Origin of the sequence: Pseudomonas mosselii, from assembly GCF_003205295.1 — a bacterium.
Lineage (GTDB): Bacteria > Pseudomonadota > Gammaproteobacteria > Pseudomonadales > Pseudomonadaceae > Aquipseudomonas > Aquipseudomonas mosselii_B.
The window spans coordinates 107,394-120,049 of sequence record NZ_QJRP01000017.1 but is presented as its reverse complement, the minus strand read 5'-3'; the positions used below and the strand labels follow the sequence as shown (position 1 = coordinate 120,049).

12 protein-coding genes are annotated in these 12,656 nt (G+C 63.8%); 5 read left to right on the top strand and 7 right to left on the bottom strand.

The features are described from left to right. Positions 1 to 447: 447 nt before the first annotated feature. Positions 448 to 1,911: a D-alanyl-D-alanine carboxypeptidase/D-alanyl-D-alanine endopeptidase gene (gene dacB / locus DMX06_RS17210; protein ID WP_110738555.1), complete on the bottom strand. Its 1,464-nt coding sequence runs from the start codon at positions 1,909 to 1,911 to the stop codon at positions 448 to 450. Positions 1,912 to 2,097: 186 nt separating this feature from the next. On the opposite strand from dacB, the gene DMX06_RS17205 reads away from it, so the two are divergent. Further along, positions 2,098 to 2,442, top strand: coding sequence for a YggL family protein (locus tag DMX06_RS17205; protein WP_028692777.1), 345 nt, complete (start codon positions 2,098 to 2,100; stop codon positions 2,440 to 2,442). 30 nt (positions 2,443 to 2,472) lie between these two features. Here DMX06_RS17205 and DMX06_RS17200 read toward each other — a convergent pair whose 3' ends face one another. From DMX06_RS17200 to DMX06_RS17175, 6 genes are all read right to left on the bottom strand, one after another. Beyond that, positions 2,473 to 6,060, bottom strand: a complete 3,588-nt coding sequence (locus DMX06_RS17200; RefSeq protein ID WP_258378874.1) for a transporter substrate-binding domain-containing protein — start codon at positions 6,058 to 6,060, stop codon at positions 2,473 to 2,475. Between the two features lie 52 nt (positions 6,061 to 6,112). After that, a complete protein-coding gene (locus DMX06_RS17195; protein ID WP_110738554.1) occupies positions 6,113 to 6,733 on the bottom strand; it encodes a response regulator transcription factor in 621 nt (206 codons plus the stop codon). A gap of 281 nt (positions 6,734 to 7,014) precedes the next feature. Next, the gene (locus DMX06_RS17190) at positions 7,015 to 8,346 is read right to left on the bottom strand and encodes a deoxyguanosinetriphosphate triphosphohydrolase (RefSeq protein ID WP_110738553.1); all 1,332 of its coding nucleotides are present in this window, start codon (positions 8,344 to 8,346) and stop codon (positions 7,015 to 7,017) included. Between the two features lie 78 nt (positions 8,347 to 8,424). After that, positions 8,425 to 8,754 (bottom strand): hypothetical protein, encoded by a 330-nt coding sequence (locus tag DMX06_RS17185; RefSeq protein ID WP_110738552.1) that lies wholly within the window; start codon positions 8,752 to 8,754, stop codon positions 8,425 to 8,427. Continuing rightward, complete coding sequence (locus DMX06_RS17180; RefSeq protein ID WP_110738551.1) at positions 8,751 to 9,125, bottom strand: phage holin family protein; 375 nt, start codon at positions 9,123 to 9,125, stop codon at positions 8,751 to 8,753. Before DMX06_RS17180 ends, DMX06_RS17185 begins: the two co-directional genes overlap by 4 nt. A gap of 9 nt (positions 9,126 to 9,134) precedes the next feature. Further along, positions 9,135 to 9,446 carry a DUF883 family protein gene (locus DMX06_RS17175; RefSeq protein ID WP_110738550.1) on the bottom strand — a complete coding sequence of 104 codons (312 nt, stop codon included), beginning with the start codon at positions 9,444 to 9,446 and terminating at the stop codon, positions 9,135 to 9,137. Positions 9,447 to 9,750: 304 nt separating this feature from the next. On the opposite strand from DMX06_RS17175, the gene DMX06_RS17170 reads away from it, so the two are divergent. The 4 genes from DMX06_RS17170 (at position 9,751) to DMX06_RS17155 (ending at position 12,577) form a co-directional block, all read left to right on the top strand. Continuing rightward, on the top strand, positions 9,751 to 10,959 hold the full coding sequence (locus DMX06_RS17170) for an ammonium transporter (RefSeq protein WP_110738565.1): 1,209 nt from the start codon (positions 9,751 to 9,753) through the stop codon (positions 10,957 to 10,959). 72 nt (positions 10,960 to 11,031) lie between these two features. Further along, positions 11,032 to 11,268, top strand: a complete 237-nt coding sequence (locus tag DMX06_RS17165; RefSeq protein WP_110738549.1) for a glutaredoxin family protein — start codon at positions 11,032 to 11,034, stop codon at positions 11,266 to 11,268. 68 nt (positions 11,269 to 11,336) lie between these two features. Next, positions 11,337 to 11,645, top strand: a complete 309-nt coding sequence (locus DMX06_RS17160) for a transcriptional regulator (RefSeq protein WP_110738548.1) — start codon at positions 11,337 to 11,339, stop codon at positions 11,643 to 11,645. 47 nt (positions 11,646 to 11,692) lie between these two features. Next, entirely contained in the window at positions 11,693 to 12,577 is an 885-nt protein-coding gene (locus tag DMX06_RS17155) for a pseudouridine synthase (protein WP_110738547.1), read from the top strand. Positions 12,578 to 12,656 lie beyond the last annotated feature (79 nt).

Genomic DNA, 12,656 nt, shown 5'->3' with positions numbered 1-12,656 from the left:
TTGCGACTTCAGGAGGCCGAGCGGAGTTCTTGCGCAGGGAGGTGACGGCCATGGATGGCCGTCAAGCGCTGCGCCCCAGGATGGGGCGTTCAGCGCGGTCCTCCCGGGAGCAAGAACGGAGCGAGGGAACCCCGGAGCGAAGCGCAGGGGCCGGATGAATGGAGCGAGGATTTTTTGGTTCCTTTTTGATCCTTTGTAGAGACCGGACACATGGTGGACACGTGTACGGAGACATGGTTGACACTTCCTGGCAAAGGGGGCTGCCAGGAAGTGTCAACCATGTCTGCGCACATGTGTCAGCGATGTGTCCGGTCTCTACAGATCCTTCAAAAAGGAACTCGCCGTAAGGGCGAAAAGGTGACTATGCGTCACCATCGCCAATGAATGCGCTTACAACCCTTAAAACCAACACCTTAAAAGCCAAGGCCAAGCCCCAGCCCACTCAAATCAAGGCATCACCCCAACAGTCCCATTCCCCGCCTTGGGCTGGCGATAAAGATCCAGCAACACCTGGTCCAGCACCTGCGAAGCCCCCCAAGGCTTGGGATCATTGAGAATGGCCGCCACCGCCCAGGTGTGCCCGTTACTGTCCCGGCTGAACCCGGCAATCGCCCGTACGGTGTTCAGGGTTCCGGTCTTGATGTGCCCCTCGCCGGTCATGGCCGTGCGCTTGAGCCGCTTGCGCATGGTGCCGTCCATCCCCACCAGCGGCATGGAGCTAATGAACTCGGCCGCGTAAGGGCTCTTCCAGGCCGCCTGCAGCAACGCCGCCATCTCGCGGGTGCTGACCCGCTCGGCGCGGGACAAACCCGAGCCGTTCTCCATTACCAGGTGCGGCGAGGTGATGCCTTTCTTCGCCATCCACTGACGCACGACACGTTGGGCCGCGCGGGCGTCGTCGCCGTCCGCATCGGTGCGGAACTGCGCGCCAAGGCTCAGGAACAGCTGCTGGGCCATGGTGTTGTTGCTGTACTTGTTGATGTCGCGGATCACCTCCACCAAGTCCGGCGAGAAAGCGCGGGCCAACAGACGAGCGCTCTTCGGTACGTTCTCGATGCGGTCGCGGCCCTGGATGCTGCCGCCCAGCTCGTTCCAGATCGCCCGCACGGCACCGGCCGCGTAGGTCGGATGGTCCAGCAGCGACAGGTAGGTCTGCGAGTTGCAACCGTCGGCGAGCTGGCCACTGACCGTCACGCTGACGCCGTCCGGCTGGACTACCGGGTTGTAGCGCACATCGCCGGTGCATTGCTTGCCGGCCACGGCCTTGACCTGGTTGTCGATGCGGATGCTGGCGATCGGTGGCTCGACCGAGACGTTGACCTTGCCACCGTCGTTGCGGGCGACGAAGCGCAGGGCCTTGAGGTTGACCAGCAGCGAGTCCGGCTTGACCAGGAACGGCTTGTTCTCGTCGCCGCCGTCGTCATCGAACTGCGGCAGGTTGGGCTGCACGAAATGGCTGCGGTCCAGGACCAGGTCGCCGGTGATGGTGCGCACGCCGTTGGCGCGCAGGTCGCGCATCAGCAACCAAAGTTTCTCCATGTTCAGCTTGGGGTCGCCACCACCCTTGAGGTACAGGTTGCCGTTAAGCACGCCGTTGCTCAGGGTACCGTCGGTATAGAACTCGGTTTTCCATTGGAAGGTCGGGCCCAGCAGTTCCAGCGCGGCGTAGGTGGTGACCAGTTTCATGGTCGAGGCTGGGTTGACCGACACATCGGCGTTGAACACGGTCGCCGTGCCCGGGCCGTCCAGCGGTAGCATGACCAGGGACAGGGCGGAGTCCTGCAGCTTGTTGGTCTTGAGCGCCTGCTGCACCTTCGGTGGCAGGCTGGTGTTGACGGCGGCGGCCTGCACGGACAGCGACAGGGGCAGGAACAGGCCGGCGAGCAGCAGTGGGCGGAGCGTCTTGATCATAAATGCACAAACCCTGCAGGCGAGGGGAAAAGACAACGGGGCTGTAGGAAGTGATGGCCCCAGGACAAAATGTAGTGCGCATTATGCCCCAAGCAGAACGTGCATGGGCTTCATTCGACGGAAAAGCGCCGTTAGGCGCCGGAAACTGGTAAAGTGCCGCGCGTAATTAATTGAGAGGATTGTTTCATGGCTACCAACCGTTCCCGTCGCCTGCGCAAGAAACTGTGCGTGGACGAATTCCAGGAGCTGGGTTTTGAACTGAACCTGGACTTCAAGGAAGACCTGTCCGATGAAGCCATCGATGCCTTCCTCGACGCCTTCCTGGCTGAAGCCATGGATGCCAACGGCCTGGACTACGTCGGCGGCGACGACTTCGGCCTGGTCTGCAAGGCCACCCGTGGTTCGGTCAGCGAAGAACAGCGCGCCGCTGTCGAAGCCTGGCTGAAAGGCCGCAGCGAACTGACCAAGATCGAAGTCAGCCCGCTGCTGGACGCCTGGTACCCGGAAAAACCGGTCAACCCGGCTTCCTGATCGATGTCGGCGGTACGCCTTGTACCGCCCTCATCCGACCTTGGCCAGGTGCTCCCGTTGCCTGGCCAGGGCTTTCTCCACGCGGCGCATGTGCCGCGCCAGCGCCTGGCGGCGCTTTTTCAGTTCAGCCTGGGATAGCTCCGTTTCCTCCAGCGCCTCACACGCCTCGATCAATGCCTGAGCATCCAGCATCCGTCCCGCGCTGAGGATCTTGTGTGCCTGGAGCGCCAGCCCGGCGCGTTCACGCTGTGGGTCGATGGCCATCAGGATCTTCAGGTCTTGGCGTAGGCTCAGTACCAGGGTGTCGAGGATGCGGTCGCGGTCGACGAGGTTGTCACCGACGATCGCGGACAAACCTTCGAGGTCGAAGCGCGGTGGCGGGGCTGGCGGGGTGTTGTCCTGGTGGTTGATCCGAGCAATGGCCTTCAGGCGTTGCCCCAGCACCTGCAGGCCGATGGGTTTGAGCAGGCAGTCGTCCATGCCGGCGTCCAGGCACTGCTGGCGTACCTCGGGCTGGGCATTGGCGGTGTAGCCGAGGATGGTACAGCGTGGCCGCTGGTGCAGGCGTTCCTCCATGCGTACCGTCCTGGCCAGTTGGTAGCCATTCATCCGCGGCATGTTGCAGTCGACGATAAGCACATCGAAACGACCCTCGCGCCACTTGCGCAAGCCCTCGCATCCCTCTTCAGCGCTTTCCTGGCTCAGACCCAGGTAGTTCAGTTGTTGTGCCATCAGCAGCAGGTTGGCCGGGTGGTCGTCGATCACCAGGATGCTCAACTGCTGGTCGGGCTGCAGGATGTTGGCGGCGGGGCGCGGCAGGGCCGTGACCGGCTCGACACATTGCAGCGGCATCATCAGGCGCACGCGGGTACCGACGCCTTGCAGACTCTGCAGGGTGAGCTCGCCGCCCATCATCTTGCACAGGTCTCGGCTGATGACCAGCCCCAGCCCGGTGCCGGCACGGGCGCCGTCGCTGTAGGGGTTGGCCTGCACGAAGGGTGAGAACAGGCGTTGCAGGTCCTGCTCGTGGATCCCGATACCGCTGTCGCGCACTTCCAGGTCGAGGGTCGGCACCGCCGGATCGCCGTCGTTGCGCAAGCGAACGCTGATGCGTACCTGCCCCTGTTCCGTGAACTTGATCGCATTGCTCACCAGGTTCGACAGCACCTGCTTGAAACGTAGCGGGTCAAGCATCGCATGGCAGCGGGCTTCGCGAGCGATCACCACGTCCAGCACCAGGCCCTTGTGCCGGGCCAGGCCATCGAACACGCGTCCTACAGATTCGACCAGGGCCGCCAGGTCGACAGGTTCGGGGGCCAGGGACATCTGCCCGGATTCGATCCGGGCGATATCCAGGATGTCGCCGATCAGCCCCAGCAGGTCGCTGGCAGAGTGGTGGGCAACCTCCAGTGCCGGGCGGTCTGGCTTGCCCTGTTCGGCGCGCTTGAGGGCCAGCTCCAGCATGCCGATAAGTGCGTTCATCGGGGTGCGGATCTCATGGCTGATGGTGGCCAGGAAGGTACTCTTGGCCCGGTTGGCATCATCGGCCTGTTGTTTGGCCAGGCGCAGGTCCTGAACCAGGTTGCGGCGTTCGCTGATGTCGATCCAGCCACCGATGATGCCTTGCATCTCGCCCAGCGAGTCGCGGTAGGGCAGGATCCAGTGATAGATCGTCAGGTCGCGATCCTTCAGGCGCAGCGGGCGGTCGAGAATCAGCGGTTTGCCCTGCGCCATCACTCGCTGGTAGTCGTCCTGGACCTGGAGCGTGTAGTCGCAGTCGCTGAAGGGCGCATCTTCCAGGCGTTTGCCCAGGACCTGCTCGAGGTCGGCACCGACCGCCTGCAGGTAGCTGTCGTTGCAGCTTTGCAGGCGTCCTTCACGATCGCGCACATACATCGGATGGGGCGTGCCGTTGAGCAGCGCGCCCATGAACTCCAGCTGGTCGTTCAGCGCCCGCTCGGCCCGCTGGCGCTGCTTGATCTGGCGGCGCAGTCGGGCATTCCATACCAGTGCGAGCACCAGCAGGACGGCGATGACCCCCACCACCTGCAGGATTATCCGACGGTAGCTGCGCCAGTAGGCGTCGTCGCGCAGGCCGTGGTCCCGCCAGCGACTGTTGATCACGCCCAGTTCTTCCGGCGAAATGCTCAGCAACGCCTTGTCGAGGATCGAACCCAGTTCGTTGGCGTCGGGGGCGGTCGCCATGGAAAATGCCGCTGGCTCCGTGCCCACGGTGCTACGGATCACCAGGTCGTTGCTGGTGGCGAGCATGTGGTTGGCATCGATCAGGGTGGCGATCGCCGCATCCACTGCGCCGCTGCCGAGCAGTACCATGGAGTAGTAGGTGCTCTCGGTGGCGACCTGGTGGATCCGTGGGTGGCGTGTCGCGAGCAAGGTGGCCACGGTGCTGTCGCGAGGTACTGCGACGCGCTTGCCGTTGAGTTGCTTGAGGCTGCTGGGCTGGTCGCTGCCGGTGTGGCTGACCAGCACGTAGGCACTTTCCAGGTAGGGGCGGCTGACCTGCAGTGGGCTGCCCCGACGGGCGTCGGTGGAGAGGCTGGCGATGATGTCGGCGCGGCCGGACTTGAGCTGGTCGATCATGTCGCCATCGCCACTGGCGCGGCGGATTTCGAAGCGCAGCCCGGTACGCAGGCGGATGAGTTCGAGCAGGTCGGCGACGATGCCGCGCAGGCGATCATTGCTGTCGAAGAATGTAAGGGGCGCGGCCGTGTCGTTGACCACCACGCGCATGATCGGGTGCTCGCTCAGCCATTTTTCCTCGCGCACCGACAACTGCAGCTTGCGGTCGGTCAGCAAGCTGCCGCTGCTGGCGCTCCAGCGCTTGAAGATATCGTTGCGGCTGGCGTTGGGCTGGGCTTCGAGCGCGGCGTTCACCAGGGCCTGAAGGGTGCGCGCGTCCTCGCGCATGGCAAAACTGAAACCCACGGCCTCGTGCTTGCCGAAATTGGCCATGCGCAGGTGCGGCAGGTGTCCCTGGCTAATCAGGTAGTGGGTGGAGATAGTGTCGCCGATGAATACGTCCGCCTGCTCGAAGGCCACGGCATTCAACGCCTGGGTGGACGACTCGAAGGTGAGCAGCTCGGCCTTGGGGTAGTTGGCATGGATCTCCCCTGGGGGCAGGTAGTGATACAGCATGCTCAGGCGCATGCCCGCGAGGCCCGTGTCCAGTGCCCGGGTTTCATCCTCGCGGGTCACCAGCACGGGTTGGTCGATGGCGTAGGGGCGCGACAGGGCAAGACCCTGGGTTAGCGCCTCATAGCCGTTGGCACTGCCCAGCAGATCGATATGGCCATTCTTGAGCGCTGCGACTGCCGCCGGCCGGCTGGGAAAGCGCTGTACCCGCACCGACAGGCCCAGGGCACTGCCGATCAGGCCGGCATAGTCGGCGGTCAGCCCCTGATACTCGCGCCCGCCGGTAGCGATGTCGAACGGAGGATAGTCAGGGGCCGAGGTACCCAGGACCAGCTCCCGACGCTCCGCGAGCCAGGTGCGCTGGGCTGGCGTCAGGGACGGCTGGACGGAAGCCGGCGCCGAGCGGCTGAGCAGGGTATAGGTTCGGCCCGTGTCAACTGTCACGCCGGCACCGTGCAGCGGCATACCCAGCCCCAGGCAGAGCAGTGATGTAACGATACACCTCCACATCATGACCTCAGACCAGTGCGTTGCGCTTGGCGACGTCGATCAACTCCACCAATGTGCTGGCGCGCAACTTGTGCATCAGGCGTTTCTTGTAAGTGCTGACAGTCTTGTTGCTGAGAAACATGCCCTTGGCGATCTCTTTGTTGCTGCGGCCCTGGGCGAACAGTTGCAAGACCATGAGTTCCCGGTCGTTGACTTGGCGAAACAGTTCCAGCTCCTGGTTGCTGCCGGTCGTGGGTGGGTTGAGCGCCTGGCTGGGGAAATAGTTGTATCCCGACAGTACGGCCTTGATGGCGCTGAGCAATTCGCTGAGGTCTTCCTGCTTGCACACATACCCGGCCGCGCCGGAATGCATGCAGCGCACGGCGAACAGGGCCGGTGATTGGGCGGTCAGCACCAGAACCTTCAGCGGAATGGCCATGGCCTGCAGGCGCGAAAGCATTTCCAGGCCGTCCAGCTTGGGGATGCTGATGTCGAGGATAACCAGATCCGGCGGGGTTTCGCGGATCATCTGCATGGCGTCGACGCCATTGTCCGACTCACCGACTACCTTGTATCCCTGGTTTTCCAGCAACATCCGTATCGCCAGGCGTATGACGGGATGGTCATCAACTATAAAGACTGAGTGCATATTCAACATTCCATGCTGCGCGTGAAAGCAGCCGGCACATTAGCTCAGTTGAATGTCGGCGGGCAGGGAAGTGGTTGCCAAATCAGGGATATAGGAATTTACTTACAACACTGACGAAGCATTGCTACGAGTGATGTAGATATTGGCAGGTGTTTGTCAGGGTTTGACCGTTTTTGTTGGTGTTACTGGTGGGCGTGTTTAATAGAAAACAATATTGTGTGGGAAATTTCACGCGTATTAAACGTGGGTGGCAAACAGACGCCTGCCACCTCGTCACATCATTATTTCGGGCTTGAGCGCCCGGTCATTTCCAGAGCCATTTCGCTGGCGTAGCTGTCGGTCATCCCGGCGATGAAGTCGATCATGCGCAGAAAGGCGCCGTACAGCGAACCGTGCGGGTCGGGAGCGTTGTTGCCGATCAGGTCAAGCACCCGCCGGCTCTTGAACGACGGAGTACGGCCGCCATGCTGTTCCAGCGCAGCGCCACAGAAGGTGTTGAGCAGGATCTCCAGGGTCGTGTAGGCACCGATCTCGTGAAGGGTCTTGCGTTTGTCCTGGAAGATCTTCTTGCGTGCCATGTCCTTGGCCTGCAGCACGCAGCGTTGCGCCGGGCCGTGCATGTGCTCGACCAGGTCACCCGTCAACCGACCGCCGAGCAGGGCCTGCTGCTGTTCGACAAAGGCCTGGGCGGCGGCGTTGGTCAGGTGTTCGATGGCTTTGCCGCGCAGGATCGCCAGCTTGCGCCTGCGTGATTCACCGGGCCCCAGCAGGCGATAGGTTTCCGGTAGATCGTCGCCGACCAGGTCCAGCAGCAGCGCCTCGACCTCGGCGTATTGCAGCAGGTCCATCTCCAACCCATCCTCGAGGTCGATCAGGGCGTAACAGATGTCGTCCGCGGCCTCCATCAGGTACACCAGGGGATGACGGGCCCAGCGCTGGTGCTCCAGCTGTGGCAGGCCGAGCTTGCCGGCGATCTGCTCGAGCAGCCCCAGTTCGCTCTGGTAGCAGCCGAACTTGTGCTTCTTGTAGCCCAGGGCGTCGGCGTGGCGTGCCGCCCACGGGTACTTGAGGTAGGCGCCAAGGGTGGCATAGGTCAGGCGCATGCCGCCGTCGAACTGGTGGTATTCGAGCTGGGTGAGCACGCGAAAGCCCTGGGCGTTGCCTTCGAAGTTGAGGAAATCGGTGCGTTGATCGTCGCTCATGTCGTCCAGCCAACCGCGCCCGGCGGCCTGCTGGAACCAGTGACGGATGGCGTCCTCGCCGGAATGGCCGAACGGCGGGTTGCCGATGTCGTGGGCCAGGCAGGCCGACTGCACGATCATTCCCAGATCGCTGGGTTCGCACCAGGCCGGCAGTTGCTCGCGCAGGGTCTCGCCGACGCGCATGCCCAGCGAGCGGCCGACGCAGCTGACCTCCAGTGAGTGGGTCAGGCGGGTGTGGATATGATCGTTGCTGGATACCGGGTGCACCTGGGTCTTGCGCCCCAGGCGGCGGAAGGCGCCGGAGAAGATGATGCGGTCGTGGTCCTTGTGGAACGGGCTGCGGCCGAGTTCCTCGGGGCTGTAGAGGGCCTTGCCCAGTCGTTCGCGGGTCAGCAGGGTGTGCCAGTCCAAGGCGTGATCTCCCATCGTAGAGTCGGGATAGCTTCCTGCGTCCGGCGCGCCTGCGCAAGCGCTGGGCGCGCCTTGGCCTCAGGAGCGGCGACTGTTGCCGAGGAACAGGCGGATCAGCGGCACCAGGCTGGTGCCCAGGCGTACCAGGCGCGTCAGGTTGCCGCTGCGTACGCCCTTGCCAGTGAGAAATCCCAGGGCGACGATGGCGCCGATGCCCCACAGCGAGCCGTGCTTGACCCCCAGGCCCTCGCCAAAAGAGCTGCCCATGCCGCGCAGGCGGTGGACCGGTTCGAGCAACTGGCCGGACTCGTGGCGGATTTCCTGGCGGTGCATTTCCATGCGCAGGCGCAGCAGCGCCTTGCGTAGCTCACGTGGGTTACGGGTGTTGGGCAGTTCGGGCAGGCTCATGGCAGCAGGCGCTCCCGATCCTTGGCCAATTCCTCGAGGGTGGCGTTGAACGGCGAGGATTCATCGAACACCGCGGCTTTCAGGCGCAGGCCGCAGTACAGCGCGGCAAGCCCGTAGAACACGCACAGGCCGATGATCCCGGCCAGCCGGTAGCTGTCCCACAGCAGCACCAGCAGCAGGCCCGACAGCGCGCTCAGCAGCAGCAGGGCGAATACCAGAGCCAGGCCTGCGAACAACAGCAGGCTGAGGGTGCGAGCCTTCTGCTCCTGCAACTCGATGCCGAACAACTCGATATGGCTGTGCAGCAGACCCAATATGGCCGCGCCCAGGCGCCGACCGGAGGCGCCCGTGCCGATGGCGTCGTTGTCCATGCCGGCTCCTCAGCGCTTGGCCAGCAGGCCGATCAGCAGGCCGACGCCGGCGGCGATGCCGATGGCCTGCCACGGGTTCTCCTGCACGTACTGCTCGGCGCTGCCGAGCGCCGCCTGGCCACGGGCACGCACCGAGTCCTGGGTCAGTTGCAAGGTCTCGCGGGCTTGTACCAGGCGTTCGTGGATCTGGTCGCGCAGTTCGTCGGCCTGGTCGCCGGCCAGGTTGGCGGTGTCGGCGAGCAGCTTCTCGGTGTCGCGGACCAGGGCCTGGAAGTCAGCCATCAATATTTCCTGTGCAGTCTTTGCCGATTTGCTGGCCATGGATGGGCCTCTCCCTGTGGATGTGTACTGGCTATTTCGAGTGACCGATGGTGCGGAAGGTTCAGCGGGATGTGTTGGTACAGCCCTTGCTAAAAAGCGGTGCGTGTCCGCCGAGGCTTGCGCCGAAACCATGCGCCACCGGTGCAGATACCGCTAAACCTTAACCCAATCCACGACAAACCCAAGAAAAAACCACGCAGGTTCCGCCCGGCTCACCGAAATGGGGCAGGGGCCTGGCACCGATCAGGTGCATGGATGCCGGTTCTTGAACTGTCCTGGTGCCTTTTTGCAGGTCTGCCACTTCATGGAAAACATGCACAGCGCGATGGACTCCCTGGTCCACGGCTCCAACACCTTGTTCATTCTCATGGGCGCGATCCTGGTCCTGGCCATGCACGCGGGGTTCGCCTTTCTCGAGGTCGGCACGGTGCGGTACAAGAACCAGGTAAACGCCTTGTCGAAGATCCTCAGCGACTTCGCCGTCTCGGCATTGGTGTACTTCTTCATCGGCTACTGGATCGCTTATGGCGTGAGTTTCCTGCAACCGGCGGCGACGCTGGCAAGCGATCACGGCTATGCGCTGGTCAAGTGCTTCTTCCTGCTGACCTTCGCCGCGGCCATTCCGGCGATCATCTCCGGCGGCATCGCCGAACGGGCGCGCTTTGCGCCGCAACTGTGCGCCACGGCGTTGATCGTGGCGTTCATCTACCCGTTCTTCGAAGGCGTGGTGTGGAATGGCAACTTCGGCCTGCAGGCTTGGCTGCAGGCGCGCTTTGGCGCGCCGTTCCATGATTTTGCCGGGTCCGTGGTGGTGCACGCCATGGGCGGCTGGCTGGCGCTGGCGGCGGTGCTGCTGCTCGGTGCGCGCCGCGGGCGCTACCGCGACGGGCGCCTGGTGGCGTTCGCGCCGTCGAGCATTCCGTTCCTGGCCCTGGGCTCGTGGATCCTGATCATCGGCTGGTTCGGCTTCAACGTCATGAGCGCGCAGACCCTGCAGGGGGTGAGCGGGCTGGTGGCGATCAACTCGCTGATGGCCATGGTCGGTGGCACGCTGTCGGCCCTGCTGGCCGGGCGCAACGACCCGGGCTTCCTGCACAACGGCCCGTTGGCCGGCCTGGTGGCGGTTTGCGCGGGCTCCGACCTGATGCACCCGGTGGGCGCGCTGGTCACCGGGCTGGTGGCCGGTGGCCTGTTCGTCTGGTGCTTCACCGCCGCGCAGAACCGTTGGAAGATCGACGACGTGCTGGGGGTGTGGCCATTGCACGGCCTGTGCGGTGTATGGGGCGGCATCGCCTGCGGCGTGTTTGGTCAAGCGGCCCTGGGCGGGTTGGGCGGCGTCAGCCTGGTCAGCCAGTTGCTGGGGAGCCTGGCGGGCGTGCTGGTGGCGCTGGCCGGTGGTTTTGCCGTGTATGGCCTGATCAAGGCGGTGCATGGCCTGCGTCTGAGCCATGAGGAGGAGTTCCAGGGGGCGGACCTGGCCGTGCATCGGATCGGTGCCACCAGCCAGGATTGAGCCAGGTCAGGTGCGCATCGGTGGGGACGGACCTAGAATGAGCATCCATTCATGCGAATTACGGATGTCTGCATGCTCCCTGAAACCCAGTTGTTCGGCACCGTGGGGTGCCACCTGTGCGAAGTGGCCGAGGCCGTGCTGATGCCATTCGTCGAGCACGGCCTGTTGGTCGAGCTGGTCGATATCGCCGACAGCGAGGTGTTGTTCGAACGTTACGGGCTGAGCATCCCGGTGCTGCGCCGTTGCGATACCGGCGCCGAGCTGGGCTGGCCGTTCGATGCCGAGCAGGTGGTGGCCTTCCTCGGCTGAGTCGCGCATTGACGAGCGGGTGGCTCGCTCCGTATGCTGTATATAAATACAGTATCCGAGGTGAAGCCATGCTCAATGTCGAGCAACTCAAGTACAGCGTCAATCACATGGCTCCCGAGCGTGTGTGCGAGGCCGTGCTGGAATTGCGCCTCGACGGCATCGTCACCGACGAACGCACGCCGTTCGGCAAGGTGCATTTCAACACCTGCTTCGCCGAGATCGAGGCGCTGTTCCAGCGCGCCGGCTTCCACCGTCCGCTGGACGTGGTGGGCTACCAGGGCCTGAGCTATGCCCTCTACGATCCGGGGCGCTGGGACGCAGTGCAGGTGCTGCGCTGGCTCAAGGCGCGTTGCGAGCTGGCCAGCGAGGCTGGTTGAGGGGCGTGGGGTAGGGGATAATGCCGCCCCCTGCAAAACCGAGCCTGATGATCATGCCTTTCGACCCCGCCCGCCAGCAAGCCAGCACCGTATGCCTGCCCCCAGGGCACTGGACGACCGTGCTCGACTGCCTGTGCGATCATTTCAAGGGCATCGGCCGTGAGCAATGGCTCGACCGCTTCGCCCGGGGCCGGGTGCTGAATGCCGATGGCCAGCCCATTGCGGCGGATACGCACTATCGGCGGGGCATGCGCTTGCACTATTTCCGTGAAGTGCCCAACGAAAAAGTGATCCCGGTGCAGGAAGCAATCCTGCATGTCGACGAGCATCTGGTGGTGGCGGACAAGCCGCACTTCCTGCCTGTCACGCCCACCGGCGAGTACGTCGAACAGACGCTGCTGCGCCGGCTGATCCGGCGCCTGGACAACCCGCACCTGGTGCCGCTGCACCGCATCGACCGGCATACTGCCGGGCTGGTGCTGTTTTCCGCCAACCCGCAAAGCCGTGGCGCCTATCAGCGCCTGTTCCCCGAGCGGCGCATCGACAAGCACTACCAGGCCATCGCCGCGGCCATGCCGCAGCATGACTACCCGCTGGTGCACCGCAGCCGCCTGGTGCATGGCGAGCCGTTCTTCCGCATGCATGAAGTGGAAGGAGCCGACAACAGCGAAACCCATGCCTGTGTGCTGGAGAAGAATGGCGAGCTGTGGCGCTATGGCCTGGCACCGGTTACCGGCAAGACCCACCAGTTGCGGGTGCATATGGCGGCATTGGGCGCGGGGATCTGCAACGATCCGTTCTATCCGCAGTTGCTCAACGAGCAGGATGATTACGCGCGACCGCTCAAGCTGCTGGCCCACAGTCTGCGCTTCGAGGATCCGTTGACGGGGGAGGTGCGTTACTTCGAGAGCCGACTGAGGCTCGACTGGTAAAAGCATCGCGGGGCCAGCCCGCTCCCACTGGCCTGGCGCTATGCACAGGACTTGTGGGAGCGGGCTGGCCCCGCGATGA